Origin of the sequence: Pedococcus bigeumensis (assembly GCF_039531795.1) — a bacterium.
Taxonomy (GTDB): domain Bacteria; phylum Actinomycetota; class Actinomycetes; order Actinomycetales; family Dermatophilaceae; genus Pedococcus; species Pedococcus bigeumensis.
In genome coordinates this window covers 1829332-1846263 of the sequence record NZ_BAAAQS010000001.1, presented here as the reverse complement: position 1 = coordinate 1846263, position 16932 = coordinate 1829332, and the positions used below count along the sequence as shown (strand labels likewise).

Annotated in this window: 15 protein-coding genes and 1 rRNA gene; all 16 read left to right on the top strand. The window is 69.3% G+C overall.

Annotation, left to right across the window (positions count from 1 at the left end; translation table 11 throughout):
• Positions 1-66: 66 nt before the first annotated feature.
• The 16 genes from ABD262_RS08770 (at position 67) to ABD262_RS08695 (ending at position 16768) form a co-directional block, all read left to right on the top strand.
• Positions 67-852, top strand: coding sequence for a methyltransferase (locus tag ABD262_RS08770; RefSeq protein ID WP_344134145.1), 786 nt, complete (start codon positions 67-69; stop codon positions 850-852).
• 81 nt (positions 853-933) lie between these two features.
• A complete protein-coding gene (gene argC / locus ABD262_RS08765; protein WP_344134142.1) occupies positions 934-2004 on the top strand; it encodes an N-acetyl-gamma-glutamyl-phosphate reductase in 1071 nt (356 codons plus the stop codon).
• Positions 2001-2411, top strand: coding sequence for an ACT domain-containing protein (locus ABD262_RS08760; RefSeq protein ID WP_344134140.1), 411 nt, complete (start codon positions 2001-2003; stop codon positions 2409-2411). Before argC ends, ABD262_RS08760 begins: the two co-directional genes overlap by 4 nt.
• Positions 2408-3559, top strand: a complete 1152-nt coding sequence (gene argJ, locus ABD262_RS08755; RefSeq protein WP_344134137.1) for a bifunctional glutamate N-acetyltransferase/amino-acid acetyltransferase ArgJ — start codon at positions 2408-2410, stop codon at positions 3557-3559. Before ABD262_RS08760 ends, argJ begins: the two co-directional genes overlap by 4 nt.
• Positions 3556-4539 (top strand): acetylglutamate kinase, encoded by a 984-nt coding sequence (argB, locus tag ABD262_RS08750; protein ID WP_344134134.1) that lies wholly within the window; start codon positions 3556-3558, stop codon positions 4537-4539. Before argJ ends, argB begins: the two co-directional genes overlap by 4 nt.
• Positions 4539-5747, top strand: coding sequence for an acetylornithine transaminase (locus ABD262_RS08745; protein ID WP_344134131.1), 1209 nt, complete (start codon positions 4539-4541; stop codon positions 5745-5747). Before argB ends, ABD262_RS08745 begins: the two co-directional genes overlap by 1 nt.
• The gene (gene argF / locus ABD262_RS08740; protein WP_344134128.1) at positions 5744-6688 is read left to right on the top strand and encodes an ornithine carbamoyltransferase; all 945 of its coding nucleotides are present in this window, start codon (positions 5744-5746) and stop codon (positions 6686-6688) included. Before ABD262_RS08745 ends, argF begins: the two co-directional genes overlap by 4 nt.
• A gap of 4 nt (positions 6689-6692) precedes the next feature.
• Complete coding sequence (locus ABD262_RS08735; protein WP_344134125.1) at positions 6693-7202, top strand: arginine repressor; 510 nt, start codon at positions 6693-6695, stop codon at positions 7200-7202.
• Positions 7199-8626 carry an argininosuccinate lyase gene (gene argH / locus ABD262_RS08730; protein ID WP_344134122.1) on the top strand — a complete coding sequence of 476 codons (1428 nt, stop codon included), beginning with the start codon at positions 7199-7201 and terminating at the stop codon, positions 8624-8626. The genes ABD262_RS08735 and argH overlap by 4 nt, the downstream gene beginning before the upstream one ends.
• A gap of 104 nt (positions 8627-8730) precedes the next feature.
• Complete coding sequence (locus tag ABD262_RS08725) at positions 8731-9021, top strand: hypothetical protein (RefSeq protein ID WP_344134119.1); 291 nt, start codon at positions 8731-8733, stop codon at positions 9019-9021.
• Position 9022: 1 nt separating this feature from the next.
• A complete protein-coding gene (locus ABD262_RS08720; protein WP_344134116.1) occupies positions 9023-9838 on the top strand; it encodes a hypothetical protein in 816 nt (271 codons plus the stop codon).
• 69 nt (positions 9839-9907) lie between these two features.
• A complete protein-coding gene (locus ABD262_RS08715) occupies positions 9908-11839 on the top strand; it encodes a fumarate reductase/succinate dehydrogenase flavoprotein subunit (RefSeq protein ID WP_344134113.1) in 1932 nt (643 codons plus the stop codon).
• Entirely contained in the window at positions 11836-12588 is a 753-nt protein-coding gene (locus ABD262_RS08710; RefSeq protein WP_344134111.1) for a succinate dehydrogenase/fumarate reductase iron-sulfur subunit, read from the top strand. Before ABD262_RS08715 ends, ABD262_RS08710 begins: the two co-directional genes overlap by 4 nt.
• Positions 12552-13226 carry a DNA-3-methyladenine glycosylase gene (locus ABD262_RS08705; protein WP_344134108.1) on the top strand — a complete coding sequence of 225 codons (675 nt, stop codon included), beginning with the start codon at positions 12552-12554 and terminating at the stop codon, positions 13224-13226. Before ABD262_RS08710 ends, ABD262_RS08705 begins: the two co-directional genes overlap by 37 nt.
• A gap of 62 nt (positions 13227-13288) precedes the next feature.
• Entirely contained in the window at positions 13289-14551 is a 1263-nt protein-coding gene (tyrS, locus tag ABD262_RS08700; protein ID WP_344134618.1) for a tyrosine--tRNA ligase, read from the top strand.
• Between the two features lie 691 nt (positions 14552-15242).
• Positions 15243-16768, top strand: a 16S ribosomal RNA gene (locus ABD262_RS08695).
• The last annotated feature ends 164 nt before the right edge of the window (positions 16769-16932 follow it).

The window sequence follows — 16932 nt, the reverse complement described above, 5'->3', positions numbered from 1 at the left end:
GCGGCTGCAGTTCGCCTCCGTGGGAGCCGCCGACACCACTAGGGTGGCGGCGGACGAGGAGGCGAAGTGGACACGATCGAACACCGCGTTGAGACCGCTGGGGAGCAGCCGGACTACTCCGGGCGCGAGTTCACGCCCGAGGAGATCGAGTCGGGCGCGCATCGCGCCTTCATCGGCGGCATCTGGGGCACCCACGGCGAGCGCCAGCTGACCTACCTGCGCGGCCAGGGGCTGCTGCCGCACCATCGGATGGTCGACATCGGGTGCGGGCCGTTCCGCGCGGGACGCCACTTCGTCGACTACCTCGACCCCGGGCACTACTACGCCGTGGACGCGAACCACAGCCTGATCCAGGCGGGCTACGACGTGGAGCTCAGCGACGAGCAGCGCGCGCGGGTGCCCGTGGCCAACCTGCGCGCCAACGACCGGTTCGACGTCGACTTCGGGGTGCCCTTCGACTACGCGATCGCGCAGTCGGTGTTCACCCACGTGTCCCTCAACCACATCCGGCTGTGCCTCCACCGCCTTGCGCCGGCGATGCGTGAGGGCGGTTCCTTCTACGCGACCTTCTTCATGCGGCCGGCGTCGACCCCCATCGACCTCGTGGTCCCCTCCAAGCGCGGCAAGCCGTTCTTCAACGAGAAGAACGTCTTCTGGCACTACTCGGACGACCTCGCCTGGGCCGCGACGTTCGGGCCTTGGAAGTACGAGTACCTCGGTGACTGGGGGCACCCGGCCGGGCAGAAGATGGCGCGGTTCGTGCGGACAGGGCAGCCGGTCGCCGCAGGGCCCGGCAGCCGGACCCTGGTCCAGCGGGGGAGACGCTGGCTGGCGCGGCGGATCGCGCCCTAGCCGGTCGCGCGGGCGCGCCTGGCCTGGTGTCGTGCGAGCCCGGGTGTGCATGACCCTGCATCAGCGTGTATGTTTATGCACATGGTCAAGGCGGCAGTGGCGGGCGCGAGCGGTTACGCCGGCGGTGAGCTCCTGCGGCTCCTGCTCGGGCACCCAGAGGTCGAGATCGGGGCGTTGACGGCAGGGTCGAGCGCAGGGCGACGACTCGGTGACCTGCACCCGCACCTGACCCCGCTGGCCGAGCGGGTGGTCGAGGACACGACCGTTGACGTCCTCGCCGGTCACGACGTCGTCCTCCTCGCGCTGCCCCACGGGCACTCCGCGGCGCTCGCCGCCCAGCTGCCCGACTCGGTCACGGTCATCGACTGCGGTGCCGACTTCCGGCTGCGTGACGAGCAGGCGTGGACCACCTTCTACGACACCCCGTATGCCGGTGCGTGGGCCTACGGCCTGCCCGAGCTGCCCGTGGGTGATGGCCGCCAGCGCGAGGCACTGCTGGGCACGCGACGGATCGCCGTGCCCGGGTGCTACCCGACGGCCGTCTCGCTCGCGCTCGCCCCGGGCTTCGCCGCGGGGCTGCTGGCTCCGCAGGACGTGGTCGTCGTCGCGGCGTCGGGCACCTCGGGCGCGGGCAAGTCGCTCAAGCCGCACCTGCTCGGCGCCGAGGTGATGGGTGCGATGTCCCCGTACGGGGTCGGTGGCACCCACCGGCACACGCCGGAGATCGAGCAGAACCTCACCGCGGCCGCCGGCGCGGGCGGGGCCGACGTGCAGGTGTCGTTCACGCCGACCCTGGCTCCCATGCCGCGCGGCATCCTGGCGACCTGCACCGCGCGCCTGCGCGAGCCCGCAGCGGACCCCGGCGCACCCGCCCGCACCCTCGGCATACGGGAGGCGTGGGAGAAGGCCTATGCCGACGAACCCTTCGTCCACCTGCTCCCCGAGGGTCAGTGGCCCTCGACGGCGAGCGTGCTCGGGAGCAACAACGTCCACGTCCAGGTCACCGTCGATGCACGCGCCGGGCGCGTGGTCGCGGTGGCTGCGGTCGACAACCTCACCAAGGGAACGGCAGGTGCTGCGGTGCAGTGCATGAACCTCGCGCTCGGCCTGGCCGAGACGACCGGACTTCCAGCGGCGGGGGTGGCGCCATGAGCCTGCCGTTGCACCTGATGCGGCACGCGGTCGAGGTGGGCTTCGCCCGCCTGCCCGGCGGGGAGGAGCCGGGCTGGGACTGGCGGACCGGTCCGCTCGCCTCGATCACCTACACCGACAGCGAGACGTCGGTGGTCTGCGCCCACGACTCGGTGCCGTCAGGCACGAAGGTGCAGGGTCCGCTGGTCGCCTTCGAGATCGCCGGGCCGCTCGACTTCTCCACGGTCGGGGTGCTCTCCGGCCTGCTGGAGCCGTTGGCCAAGCAGGGCATCAGCATCCTCGCTCTGTCGACCTACGACACCGACTGGATCCTCGTCGACGCGGACCGTGCCGACGAGGCCATGACGATCTGGAAGCGGGATGGCAACACCGCCGCACCGGCTCGCCTCGGGGGGACCACGTCATGAGCGTGACGACTCCCCGCGGGTTCCGTGCGTCCGGGGTCACCGCAGGCATCAAGGCGAGTGGCACACCCGACCTCGCCCTCGTCGTCAACGACGGACCCGACCACCACGGTGCTGCCGTCTTCACCAGCAACCGGGTCGAGGCGGCCCCCGTGACCTGGTCCCGCCAGTCGTCGCTCGACGGACGGGTCGACGCGGTCGTCCTGAACTCCGGCGGCGCCAACGCGTGCACCGGCGCCCAGGGTTTCGCCGACACCCACGCGACGGCCGAGAAGGTCGCCGCGGTCCTTGGCGTCTCGTCCCACGACGTGGTGGTCTGCTCGACCGGCCTGATCGGTGAGCTGCTCCCGATGGGCAAGGTGCTCGCCGGCGTGGAGTCCGCCGCCGCCGCGCTGTCCGACGAGGGTGGGCCGGACGCCGCCATCGCCATCAAGACCACCGACACGGTGCACAAGGTGGCGGTCGCCGAGCGCGACGGCTGGTCGGTCGGGGGGATGGCCAAGGGCGCCGGCATGCTCGCGCCCGCGCTGGCCACGATGCTCGTCGTCGTCACGACGGATGCCGTCGTGACCGCCGACCAGCTCGGCGACAGTCTCCGCCGCGCCACCGCGGCGACCTTCGACCGGATCGACTCCGACGGCTGCCAGTCCACCAACGACACGGTGGTCCTGCTGGCGTCCGGTGCGTCGGGGGTGCCGGTCGACACCGAGCAGCTGACGCACGCGGTGGCCGAGGTCTGCGCGAGCCTGGCCCGCCAGCTCATCGCCGACGCGGAGGGCGCCCACCACGACATCGCCATCGAGGTCCGCACGGCCGCCTCCGAGGACGACGCCCTCGAGGTCGCCCGGTCGATCGCGCGCAACAACCTCTTCAAGTGCGCGGTCTTCGGCAACGACCCCAACTGGGGACGGGTGCTGGCCGCGGTCGGCACCACCAAGGCGGCCTTCGACCCGCAGGCCCTCGACGTCTCCATCAACGGCGTCGAGGTCTGCCGGGCCGGGGGAGTCGGCGCGGACCGCAGCCTCGTCGACCTCACGCCGCGCGAGGTGCACCTCGTCGTCGACCTGCACGCCGGTGCCGAGGCAGCCACGATCTGGACCAACGACCTCACCCACGACTACGTCCACGAGAACTCGGCCTACTCCTCATGACCACTCCCGCAGCCACACCCCGCACGCCGACCGGGTCCACGCCGCCCGCGTCGCGGTCGACCAACACCGTCCGCGGGCACATCGGCGCGGCGGCCCTGCGCGTCGCCCAGGGCAAGGCGCAGACCCTCGTCGAGGCGCTGCCCTGGCTCGAGCAGTTCCGGGGCGCGCTCGTCGTCGTCAAGTACGGCGGCAACGCCATGGTCGACGACAGCCTCAAGGCCGCGTTCGCCCAGGACGTCGCGTTCCTGCGGTATGCCGGCCTGCGCCCCGTCGTCGTGCACGGCGGCGGACCGCAGATCGCCGCCATGCTCGACCGGCTCGGCCTCCAGAGCGAGTTCCGGGGAGGCCTCCGGGTCACCACCCCGGAGGTGATGGACGTGGTGCGGATGGTGCTCACGGGCCAGGTCGGCCGCGAGCTCGTGGGCCTGCTCAACCAGCACGGCCCGGTGGCCGTGGGTCTGTCGGGAGAGGACGCCGCCTTGTTCGGGGCCCGTCGTCGCGGCACCCATGTCGACGGTGAGGAGGTCGACCTCGGCCTGGTCGGTGACGTCGAGACGGTCAACCCCGGAGCCGTCCAGGACATCCTCGACGCCGGCCGGATCCCCGTGGTGTCGACGATCGCCCCCGACCTCGACGTCGACGGGCAGGTGCTCAACATCAACGCCGACACCGCCGCGGCGGCGCTCGCGGTGGCCCTGAAGGCGCACAAGCTGGTGATGCTCACCGACGTCGAGGGCGTGTATGCCGACTGGCCCGACCGCGACTCGCTGCTCTCGTCGCTGACGGTCTCGGGGGCGCAGGAGCTGCGGGAGCGGGTCGGCGCCGGCATGATCCCCAAGCTCGAGGCGTGCATCCGCGCCGTGCAGGGCGGGGTCCCGCAGGCCCACGTCATCGACGGTCGCCAGCCCCACTCCCTGCTCCTGGAGGTCTTCACCTCCGAGGGCATCGGCACCATGATCGTCGCGGACGAGGAGTCCTGATGGGCGCGCGCAACGACGAGCTCCTGGAGCGCTACCAGCGTTCGGTCATGGGGGTCTTCGGGCTGCCGCCCCTGGTGCTGTCGCACGGCAGCGGCTGCCACGTCTGGGACGTCGACGGCAACCGCTACCTCGACCTGGTCGGCGGCATCGCCGTCAACGCGCTCGGACACGGGCACCCGGCCCTGGTCGCCGCCATCAGCAAGCAGGCCGGCGAGGCCATCCACGTCTCGAACCTCTTCACCTCACAGGGACAGATCGAGCTGGCCGAGCGGCTGGTCGCGCTGGCCGGGGCTCCCGAGGGCTCGGCGGTCTTCTTCGCCAACTCCGGCGCCGAGGCCATCGAGGCCGCCATCAAGCTCAGCCGCCGCACCGGGCGCAGCGGGATCGTCGCGGCCGAGGGTGCCTTCCACGGCCGCACCACGGGGGCACTGGCCCTCACGCACAAGCTCGCTTACCGCGAGCCCTTCGAACCGCTCATCCCCGGGGTCACGCACGTGCCGTTCGGCGACGAGGCCGCCCTGCGCGCCGCCGTCACCTCCGACACCGCCGCCGTCGTGCTCGAGCCGGTCCAGGGTGAGGCCGGCGTGCTGAGCCCGGGCACGGCATACCTGCGGCTCGCCCGCGAGCTCACGCAGCAGCACGGCGCCCTGCTCGTCCTCGACGAGATCCAGACGGGGATCGGCCGCACCGGCACGTGGTTCGCGTTCCAGCAGGCCGGTGTGGTGCCCGACGCGATCACGCTGGCGAAGGGACTCGGTGGGGGAGTCCCGATCGGGGCCCTGGTCGCCTTCGGTTCCGAGGTCGCGGGCCTGCTCACCGCTGGCCAGCACGGCAGCACCTTCGGCGGCAACCCTCTCGCAGCCGCAGCCGGGCTGGCAGTGCTCGAGACCATCGAGAACGAGGGTCTCCTCGACCACGCCACGCAGGCCGGCCAGCACCTCGTCGACGCGGTGACGGCACTGGCCCACCCGCTGGTGGCGGAGGTGCGGGGAGCCGGGCTGTTGCGCGCCATCGTGCTCACCGAGCCCGTGGCGGCGCAGGTCGCCGCCCTGGCCCGTGCCGCGGGATTCATCGTCAACCCGGTGGCACCGGACGCGCTGCGGCTGGCCCCTCCGCTGGTCGTCACCATCGAGGAGCTCGACTCCTTCGTCGACGCCCTCCCGGGCCTGCTCGATGCCGCCGCCACGACCACCGAGGACGCGCCATGACCCTGCGACACTTCCTGCGCGACGACGACCTGACCCCCGAGGAGCAGGCCCTGGTCCTGCGCCGGGCCGTCGAGCTCAAGGCCGCCCCCTTCTCGCGGCGCCCGCTCGAGGGTCCCCGCACCGTGGCCGTCGTCTTCGACAAGCCCACCCTGCGCACCCAGGTCTCCTTCGCGGGCGCCATCACCGGCCTGGGTGGCTACCCCCTGGTCGTCGACGGCAACCTCGCGCAGATCGGCACCCGTGAGTCGGTGGCCGACACGGCACGGGTCCTCGGGCCGCAGTCGGCCGCCGTGGTCTGGCGCACCTACGGCCAGGACCGGATCGAGGAGATGGCTGCGCACGCGGGTGTGCCCGTCGTCAACGCCCTGACCGACGACTTCCACCCCTGCCAGATCCTGGCCGACCTGCTCACCGTGCTCGAGCACAAGGGAGCCCTCGCCGGTCTCACCCTCGGCTACGTCGGCGACGGTGCCAACAACATGGCCCACTCCTACCTGCTGGGGTGTGCGCTGGCCGGCATGCACGTGCGCATCGGCACGCCGCGCGGACACCAGCCGCAACCGGCGATCCTGGCCAGGGCACAGGAGCTCGCCGCCGCCCAGGGTGGCTCGGTGCTCGTGACGGACGACCCGGTCGCCGCGGTCTCGGCCGTCGACGTGGTGGTCACCGACACCTGGGTCTCGATGGGCATGGAGGGCGAGAAGGGCGACCGACAGGGTGCGCAGAGCCCCTTCGTGCCGTTCGCCGTGACCCAGTCGCTCATGGCGCAGGCGGCCGACGACGCGATCTTCCTGCACTGCCTGCCGGCCTACCGTGGCTTCGAGGTGGCGGCCGAGGTCATCGACGGCCCCCAGTCGGTGGTGTGGGACGAGGCGGAGAACCGCCTGCACGCCCAGAAGGCGCTGCTGTCGTTCCTCCTCGAAGGCGCAGAGGGGGCGTGAGCCGGTGAGCATCGCCGCCACGCGCACCGGTCGCCAGCAGCGGATCGTCGCGATCCTCGGGCGCACCGAGGTGCGCTCGCAGAACGAGCTGCTCGACCTGCTCGCCGAGGACGGCATCGACGTCACCCAGGCGACGCTGTCGAGGGACCTGCTCGAGATCGGCGCGGTGAAGGTCCGCTCCGGGCGCGCCCTGGTGTATGCCGTGCCCGGAGAGGGCGGCGACCGCACCGCCCGTCCGGCGCCGGACGGCACCGAGGTGACCGCGCGCCTGCGCCGCGTGTGCGAGGAGCTGCTCGTCACGGCCGAGCCCTCCCACAACCTGGTCGTGCTGCGCACACCGCCGGGAGCCGCCAACTACCTGGCCTCGGCCATCGACCACGCCGCCCTGACCGGGGTGCTCGGCACCATCGCGGGCGACGACACCATCATGGTCATCACCACCGGCGCCGCCGCCAGCCGGAAGGTCGCCACCGACCTCCTGGGCCGCGCCGCCACGACAGAGGAGAACGCGTGAGCGACGACAAGGTGAGCCTGTGGGGCGGACGCTTCGCGGGCGGCCCGGCGGACGCGCTCGCCGCACTGAGCAAGTCCACCCACTTCGACTGGCGGCTCGCGCAGTACGACATCGCAGGGTCTCGCGCCCACGCCCGGGTGCTGCACGCCGCCGGGCTCCTCGACGACGCGTCGCTCGAGGCGATGCTGGCCGGGTTGGCCACGCTCTCGGACGACGTCGCCGCAGGCACCTTCCTGCCGGCCGACGACGACGAGGACGTCCACACCGCCCTCGAGCGCGGTCTCATCGAGCGCGCCGGGTCGGACGTGGGCGGACGGTTGCGGGCCGGTCGCTCGCGCAACGACCAGATCGCCACGCTCTTCCGCATGTACCTGCGTGACCACGCCCGGTCGGTCGCCGGGCTGGTGCTCGACGTCGTCGACGCCCTGGTCGACCAGGCCACCCGGCACGCCGACGTGCCGATGCCGGGGCGCACCCACCTCCAGCACGCCCAGCCTGTGCTCCTCGCCCACCACCTGCTCGCGCACGCCTGGCCACTCCTGCGCGACGTGCAGCGGCTGCAGGACTGGGACGTCCGTGCGGCGGTGTCGCCCTACGGGTCCGGGGCGCTCGCGGGTTCCTCGCTGGGGCTCGACCCCGAGGCGGTGGCCGCCGACCTGGGTTTCACCGGCTCGGTCGAGAACTCCATCGACGGCACCGCGTCACGGGACTTCGTGGCCGAGTTCGCCTTCGTCTCCGCCATGACCGCGATCGACATCTCCCGGCTGGCCGAGGAGGTGGTGCTCTGGGCGACCAAGGAGTTCTCGTTCGTCACCCTCGACGACGCCTACTCGACCGGGTCGAGCATCATGCCGCAGAAGAAGAACCCCGATGTCGCGGAGCTCGCCCGCGGCAAGGCGGGTCGCCTCGTCGGTGACCTGACGGGTCTGCTCACGACCCTCAAGGCCCTGCCGCTGGCCTACAACCGTGACCTCCAGGAGGACAAGGAGCCGGTGTTCGACGCCGTCGACACGCTCGAGGTCCTGCTGCCGGCGTTCAGCGGCATGGTGGCCACGATGGTCTTCGACACCGAGCGGCTGGCCTCCCTCGCACCCCAGGGCTTCTCGCTCGCCACCGACATCGCCGAGTGGCTGGTGCGCGAGGGGGTGCCGTTCCGCGTGGCCCACGAGGTCGCCGGCGCGTGCGTCCGCGCCTGCGAGGAGCGCGGCATCGAGCTGTGGGACCTCAGCGACGCCGACCTCGCCGGCATCTCGGAGCACCTTGTGCCCGGGGTCCGCGACGTCCTGAGCGTGGAGGGCTCGCTGGCGTCCCGCGACGCGCGCGGCGGCACCGCCCCGGACCGGGTCGCCGAGCAGCGGGACCGCCTGCTGGCCGCCGTCTCGGCCGCCCGCGCCTGGGCGGGCGAACCGATCCGGGTGCGCTGACGGCATACCCGTCCGCCCGCTTCCGAGAAATCTCGGGAAGCACGCGATAGGTTCGTGATGCGGGTCACAGGCGACCCGCATCCGCCTTGCGAAGGGACGGTGTCATGGGCGTCAGCGACGACCTCACAGCGGCTGCAGGTCACGTGGCCGGGCTGCGACGGGCGGTGACCGCGCTCTCGAAGGAGCTCGGCAACACCATCGACGTGCAACGACTGCGAGACGACGTGGTGCGCCTCGCCGACGACGTCGACCTCGTGGCGCGGGGAGCCGGGGTCGGGTCGCAGAACCGCGCCGGCGCACCGGGCGAGATCGTCTTCATCACCGACGAGGAGTACGACCCCTCGCTGTGGTCCGACGCCGAGGACGAGGGCGTCGGCCCCTCCCGGGGCCACTGAGGTGTCGAACGTCCCCTTCAGCGGAGGCGTCCACGCCCCCGGCCGGGCCCGTATCGCCGCGCGCACCCTGCGCGAGGACCGCTGGTGGCTCCAGCCCTTCGTCACGTTCGTCTGCTTCTCGGCCTGGCTGCTCTACGGCCTGGTGCGGGCCAGCCTGCAGAAGGACTACTTCGTCGCCGACTACGGCTACCTGACGCCGTTCTACTCCCCGTGCCTGTCGACCTCCTGCGTGCCCGGCTCGACGCACTTCGGCACGCCGTTCGGCGAGTGGCCCGCCCTGATCCCCTTCGCGGCGCTGACGCTGCCGTTCCTGCTGTTGTTCCGGCTGACCTGCTACTACTACCGCAAGGCCTACTACCGCTCGTTCTGGAACTCGCCCCCGGCCTGCGCGGTGCCCGAGGCGCACCGGGAGTACTCCGGTGAGACCCGCTTCCCGCTCATCATGCAGAACCTGCACCGCTACTTCTTCTACGCGGCGGTGCTCATCAGCCTGATCAACACCTACGACGTGCTGCACGCGTTCCGCGGCGCGGACGGCGGTTTCGGCCTGGGGCTGGGCACGCTCATCCTGCTGGCCAACGTCGTGCTGCTGTGGTGCTACACCCTCGGCTGCCACTCCTGCCGCAACATCGTCGGCGGGCGGCTCAACCACTTCAGCAAGCACCCGCTGCGCTACAAGGCCTGGGGGTTGGTGGGCAAGCTCAACGCCCGCCACATGCTCTTCGCCTGGGTGACGCTCGGCAGCCTCGTGGTGACCGACGCGTACATCGCGCTGGTCTCGGCGGGGACGATCGGCGACTTCCGCATCATCAACTAGCCACCAGCCACCAGCCACCAGCTCAGCGGGCCCGGGACCGGGACCACGGCAGACCACCAAGGAGTGCGAGTGACCGACCTCGAGAGGCACGACTACGACGTCATCGTCATCGGGGCGGGTGGTGCCGGTCTGCGTGCCGCGATCGAGGCGCGGGAGCAGGGGCTGCGCACGGCGATCATCTGCAAGAGCCTCTTCGGCAAGGCCCACACGGTGATGGCCGAGGGTGGCATCGCGGCCTCGATGGGCAACGCCAACGAGAAGGACAACTGGCAGACCCACTTCCGCGACACGATGCGCGGTGGCAAGTTCCTCAACAACCCGCGGATGGCCGAGCTGCACGCCAAGGAAGCACCCATGCGCGTGTGGGAGCTCGAGACCTACGGAGCGCTCTTCGACCGCACGCCCGACGGCCGCATCAGCCAGCGCAACTTCGGTGGCCACGAGTACCCCCGCCTCGCCCACGTCGGGGACCGCACCGGTCTCGAGCTGATCCGCACCCTCCAGCAGAAGATCGTCAGCCTGCAGCAGGACGACCACCGCGAGACCGGCGACTACGAGAGCCGGCTCAAGGTGTTCGCGGAGCTGACCGTCACCGACATCCTCAAGGCCGACGGCGCGGTGGCGGGTGCGTTCGGCTACTGGCGCGAGTCCGGTCGGTTCGTGCTCTTCTCCGCCCCGGCCGTCATCCTGGCCACCGGCGGCATCGGCAAGTCGTTCAAGGTCACCAGCAACTCGTGGGAGTACACCGGCGACGGTCACGCCCTGGCCCTGCGGGCGGGTGCCTCCCTGGTCAACATGGAGTTCATCCAGTTCCACCCCACCGGCATGGTGTGGCCGCCGTCCGTGAAGGGCATCCTCGTCACCGAGTCGGTGCGCGGCGACGGGGGAGTGCTGCGCAACTCCGAGGGCAAGCGCTTCATGTTCGACTACGTCCCGGACGTCTTCCGTGGGCAGTACGCCGACTCCGAGGAGGAGGCGGACCGCTGGTACAAGGACCCGGAGAACAACAAGCGTCCCCCCGAGCTGCTGCCGCGTGACGAGGTCGCCCGCGCCATCAACAACGAGGTGAAGGAGGGCCGCAGCTCGCCGCACGGCGGGGTGTTCCTCGACGTCTCCACCCGTCTCCCGGCCGAGGAGATCAGGCGCCGGCTGCCGTCGATGCACCACCAGTTCAAGGAGCTGGCCGACGTCGACATCACGGCGGAGCCGATGGAGGTGGGCCCCACCTGCCACTACGTCATGGGTGGCGTCGAGGTCGACGCCGACACCGCGGCCACCTCCGTGCCGGGCCTGTATGCCGCGGGCGAGGTCGCGGGCGGCATGCACGGGTCCAACCGGCTCGGCGGCAACAGCCTCTCCGATCTGCTGGTCTTCGGCCGCAGGGCCGGCGTTGGTGCCTCGGAATACATTGCAGCCCTTGGGGATTCGCGCCCGGAGATCCAGGACTCGGATGTCGACCGAGCGGCCGAGACGGCTCTGGCGCCGTTCCGCGACGCATCGGAGAACCCCTACTCGCTCCACCAGGAGCTCCAGCAGAAGATGAACGACCTGGTCGGGATCATCCGCAGGGAGGGGGAGGTCCGCGAGGCGCTCGAGATGCTGGACGACCTCGATGAGCGAGCGAAATCCGTTGGGGTGGAGGGACATCGGCAGTTCAACCCCGGCTGGCACCTGGCTCTCGACCTGCGCAACATGCTGGCCGTGTGCCGCTGCGTCGCGCTGGCCGCCCTCGAGCGCACGGAGTCCCGGGGTGGCCACACCCGCGAGGACTTCCCGGGCATGGACCCCGAGTGGAGAGGGGTCAACCTGATCTGCACCCTCGACGAGTCCGCTGGCGTCCAGCTCAGGCGCCAGCCGGTCCCCGAGATCCGCCAGGACCTGCTCGAGCTGTTCGAGCGCACCGAGCTGTCCAAGTACCTCACCGAACCAGAGCTGGCCCGTCTCGACGGCGGGGGCTCCTCGACCCAGCAGGGCAGTGCGGACGGGAGTGAGCGGTCATGAGCTACGACGCCAGGTTCAAGGTGTGGCGGGGCGACGCCGCAGGAGGCGACCTGCAGGACTTCACCGTGGAGGTCAACGAGGGGGAGGTGGTCCTCGACATCATCCACCGGCTGCAGGCCACCCAGGCCCCCGACCTCGCGGTGCGCTGGAACTGCAAGGCCGGCAAGTGCGGCTCGTGCAGCGCCGAGATCAACGGCAAGCCACGGCTGCTCTGCATGACGCGGATGAGCACCTTCACCGAGGAGCAGGTCATCACGGTGACACCGCTGCGCACCTTCCCGGTGATGCGCGACCTCGTGACCGACGTGTCCTTCAACTACCAGAAGGCACGGGAGGTCCAGGCGTTCAGCCCCCCGGCCGACCTCCAGCCCGGCGACTACCGAATGCAGCAGGTCGACGTGGAGCGCAGCCAGGAGTTCCGCAAGTGCATCGAGTGCTTCCTCTGCCAGGACGTCTGCCACGTCGTCCGGGACCACGAGGACAACAAGACCAACTTCGCCGGGCCGCGCTTCCTCATGCGGGTCGCGGAGCTCGACATGCACCCGCTCGACACCGCCGACCGGCGCCCCGCGGCCAAGGAGGAGCACGGTCTGGGCTACTGCAACATCACCAAGTGCTGCACCGAGGTCTGCCCCGAGCACATCAAGATCACCGACAACGCGCTGATCCCGCTGAAGGAGCGGGTCGTCGACCGTCACTACGATCCCGTGGTGTGGCTGGGCAACAAGATCCGTCGCCGCTCGAGCTAGGCGGCCGGCTGTCGAGGGACTTCTTCGCGGAGGACGTCCTCGACGTGGCCCCGGCGCTGCTGGGGGCGACCATCTCGCACGGGGGAGTCACGGTCCGGCTCACCGAGGTGGAGGCGTATGCCGGGACAGCCGACCCGGGGTCGCACGCGTTCCGCGGCCCGACGCCCCGCACCGAGGTCATGTTCGGCGAGGCCGGTCACCTCTACGTCTACTTCACCTACGGCATGCACTGGTGCGCCAACCTGGTCTGCGGACCCGAGGGCGAGGCGAGCGCCGTCCTCCTGCGCGGCGGCGAGGTCGTGGCGGGGGACGACGTCGCCGCCTCCCGTCGCGCCGGCGTGGCCAGGCGAGACTGGGCGCGGGGACCGGCCCGGCTCGCGACCGCCCTCGGGCTGCGCGGTGAGCAGTCCGGCCTCGACGCCTGTGCCCCGGCAGGACCGGTGGAGCTGCGCGCGCCGGCGCGGCCCAGCCCGGCGCGAGCCATCCGCACCGGTCCGCGCGTGGGGGTGTCGGGAGCGGGCGGTGACGCGGCGGCATACCCGTGGCGGTTCTGGCTCGACGGCGAGCCGACGGTGTCGGTGTACCGACCGGCACCGAATCGACCAACCACGTCCCGTGCACGCAGGCACCCGGCATAGGGCAGGCTGTGCTCGTGCCGCGACCGCGCGGCACGTCGTGCGACGCGAAGGAGCGACCCACCGTGAGCAACATCCTCGACGAGCTGCAGTGGCGGGGACTGGTGGCCCAGACCACCGACGAGTCCGCGCTGCGCGACGCCCTCGCCGACGGGCCGATCACGGCGTACTGCGGCTTCGACCCCACCGCTCCCTCGCTGCACTTCGGCAACCTCGTGCAGCTGGTGGTGCTGCGACACCTGCAACGGGCCGGGCACCGGGTGATCTGCCTGGTCGGTGGCTCCACGGGGCTCATCGGCGACCCACGACCGTCGTCCGAACGCGTGCTCAAGAGCAAGGAACAGACCGCCGAGTGGGTGGCCAACATCGAGCGCCAGGTGCGCCCGTTCCTGACGGTCGAGGGAGACAACCCCGCGGTCTTCGTCAACAACCTCGACTGGACCGCGCCGCTGTCGGCGCTGGACTTCCTGCGTGACATCGGCAAGCACTTCCGCGTCAACCAGATGATCAAGAAGGACGCGGTCGCCGCCCGGCTGAGCTCCGAGGAGGGCATCTCCTACACCGAGTTCAGCTACCAGCTGCTGCAGGGCCTGGACTACCTCCAGCTGTTCCGCGACCACGGCTGCACGCTGCAGACGGGTGGGCAGGACCAGTGGGGCAACCTCACCGCCGGCGCCGACCTGATCCACCGGGTCGAGGGGAAGTCGGTCCACCTCCTCACGACACCCCTGCTCACCGACGCGGCCGGCAACAAGTTCGGCAAGAGCGAGGGCAACGCCATCTGGCTGTCGCCCGAGATGACCAGCCCCTACGCCTTCTACCAGTACTGGATCAACACCGAGGACGCGTCGGTGCTGACGCTGCTGAAGGTCTTCACCGACCGCACGGCGGAGGAGATCGCCGAGCTGCAGCGGTCGTTGGCCGAGAAGCCGTTCCTGAGGGAGTGCCAGAAGACCCTGGCCGCCGACGTGACCACGCTCGTGCACGGGGCCGCAGCCACCGCGGCGGTGCAAGCCGCCTCCGAGGCGCTCTTCGGCAAGGGCGACATCGCGGCCCTCGACGCGGACACCCTCGAGGACGCCACGGGGGAGCTGCCCGGGGGAGAGGTCTCGGTGGGCATGTCGGTGACCGACGCCCTCGTGGCGGTGGGTCTCGTCGACTCGCGCAACGCTGCGCGCCGGGCGATCGGCGACGGCGGCGCCTCGCTCAACAACGTCAAGCTGGCCGACCCCGAGCAGGTGCTCGAGGAGGCCGACTTCCTGCACGGCCGGGTGGCGCTCCTGCGTCGGGGGCGCAGGTCCCTGGCTGCCGGTCGTCGCGCCCGATGAGGTCCGCAGGCCGCTGACCTGCGGATTTGTGTTTTGCGGCGAGCCCCGTCTAATGTTCTCGACGTCAGCCCGACAGGGAGGAACGGACACCACCGCGGTGAACGAACGTTCACGCGAAGTAGGCCGGTCCCGGGGCAGACCCCACCGAAAAGCATCTGGGAAACCAGACGCTCCGGAGCGCCCGCAAGGGTGGTCGGAGGCGGGCCGAGAGGCTGCTACAGTGGGCGCTCCACAGAAAAGCATCCGGTTCGCCGGAGGGCATCTGGGCGGTCCGAAAGGACAGCCGGACGCCGGCTAGCGAGTTTCTGGAAACAGAGACAGCCTGCTACAGTGGGACACCTCGCGGAGAGCCAAGCGCGCTCAATCCACCGCTTCCAGCAGGAAGCGCAAGGATTTGACGCCCAAGAGCGAAGCGAGTAACTTTGAAGGGTTGCCCCGAACGCCGGCCGGAAGGTCAGCGGATGGTGCGCGTCCGAACCTTGAGAACTCAACAGCGTGTCAAAAATCGATGCCAATTACCTCGTCTCGAGGTGGCAGCGAACCAGGCCAAAGGTCTGGGGATGCAGTCACGTCGAACGAAAATCCTTTGGTTGACAATGAATTTCTAGCAATAGCTAGTTGTTCTTGCTCAGTCAGTGAAACAACCCTTCTTGGGTAGCAGTTTCGTGGTCTTCGGATCACGAGCTAAACATCAATGGAGAGTTTGATCCTGGCTCAGGACGAACGCTGGCGGCGTGCTTAACACATGCAAGTCGAACGGTGAAGGTGGGAGCTTGCTCCTACCGGATCAGTGGCGAACGGGTGAGTAACACGTGAGTAACCTGCCCCAGACTCTGGAATAACCCCGGGAAACCGGAGCTAATACCGGATACGAGACGAAGCTGCATGGCTATCGTCTGGAAAGTTTTTCGGTCTGGGATGGACTCGCGGCCTATCAGCTTGTTGGTGAGGTAATGGCTCACCAAGGCGACGACGGGTAGCCGGCCTGAGAGGGCGACCGGCCACACTGGGACTGAGACACGGCCCAGACTCCTACGGGAGGCAGCAGTGGGGAATATTGCACAATGGGCGAAAGCCTGATGCAGCGACGCCGCGTGAGGGATGACGGCCTTCGGGTTGTAAACCTCTTTCAGCAGGGAAGAAGCGAAAGTGACGGTACCTGCAGAAGAAGCACCGGCTAACTACGTGCCAGCAGCCGCGGTAATACGTAGGGTGCGAGCGTTGTCCGGAATTATTGGGCGTAAAGAGCTTGTAGGCGGTTTGTCGCGTCTGCCGTGAAAATTCGAGGCTCAACCTCGAACTTGCGGTGGGTACGGGCAGACTAGAGTGTGGTAGGGGAGACTGGAATTCCTGGTGTAGCGGTGAAATGCGCAGATATCAGGAGGAACACCGATGGCGAAGGCAGGTCTCTGGGCCACTACTGACGCTGAGAAGCGAAAGCATGGGGAGCGAACAGGATTAGATACCCTGGTAGTCCATGCCGTAAACGTTGGGAACTAGGTGTGGGTCTCATTCCACGAGATCCGTGCCGCAGCTAACGCATTAAGTTCCCCGCCTGGGGAGTACGGCCGCAAGGCTAAAACTCAAAGGAATTGACGGGGGCCCGCACAAGCGGCGGAGCATGCGGATTAATTCGATGCAACGCGAAGAACCTTACCAAGGCTTGACATATGCGAGAACGCTGCAGAGATGCAGAACTCTTTGGACACTCGCATACAGGTGGTGCATGGTTGTCGTCAGCTCGTGTCGTGAGATGTTGGGTTAAGTCCCGCAACGAGCGCAACCCTCGTTCTATGTTGCCAGCACGTAATGGTGGGGACTCATAGGAGACTGCCGGGGTCAACTCGGAGGAAGGTGGGGATGACGTCAAATCATCATGCCCCTTATGTCTTGGGCTTCACGCATGCTACAATGGCCGGTACAAAGGGCTGCGAAACCGCGAGGTGGAGCGAATCCCAAAAAACCGGTCTCAGTTCGGATTGGGGTCTGCAACTCGACCCCATGAAGTCGGAGTCGCTAGTAATCGCAGATCAGCAACGCTGCGGTGAATACGTTCCCGGGCCTTGTACACACCGCCCGTCAAGTCACGAAAGTCGGTAACACCCGAAGCCGGTGGCCCAACTCTTTGAGGGGGAGCCGTCGAAGGTGGGACTGGCGATTGGGACTAAGTCGTAACAAGGTAGCCGTACCGGAAGGTGCGGCTGGATCACCTCCTTTCTAAGGAGCACTGGTCGCGAAAGCGATCCAGAGCCTGGTCTGTAGGCGTATGTCCTACACCAGGAGCTCAAGGGTGGAACATCGATTATTTGGCGCTGACACCGACTCGTGTCGCTAGTACAAGTCAGGTCTTCGGACCTGGCAGTGGAACGCAATCGAGAGGG

Coding starts and splice junctions, on each gene's coding strand:
- ABD262_RS08760 (WP_344134140.1), top strand. CDS start 2,001: ATGAGCCTGCCGTTGCACCTGATGCGGCACGCGGTCGAGGTGGGCTTC.
- ABD262_RS08725 (WP_344134119.1), top strand. CDS start 8,731: ATGGGCGTCAGCGACGACCTCACAGCGGCTGCAGGTCACGTGGCCGGG.
- argJ (WP_344134137.1), top strand. CDS start 2,408: ATGAGCGTGACGACTCCCCGCGGGTTCCGTGCGTCCGGGGTCACCGCA.
- argB (WP_344134134.1), top strand. CDS start 3,556: ATGACCACTCCCGCAGCCACACCCCGCACGCCGACCGGGTCCACGCCG.
- argC (WP_344134142.1), top strand. CDS start 934: ATGGTCAAGGCGGCAGTGGCGGGCGCGAGCGGTTACGCCGGCGGTGAG.
- ABD262_RS08710 (WP_344134111.1), top strand. CDS start 11,836: ATGAGCTACGACGCCAGGTTCAAGGTGTGGCGGGGCGACGCCGCAGGA.
- ABD262_RS08745 (WP_344134131.1), top strand. CDS start 4,539: ATGGGCGCGCGCAACGACGAGCTCCTGGAGCGCTACCAGCGTTCGGTC.
- argF (WP_344134128.1), top strand. CDS start 5,744: ATGACCCTGCGACACTTCCTGCGCGACGACGACCTGACCCCCGAGGAG.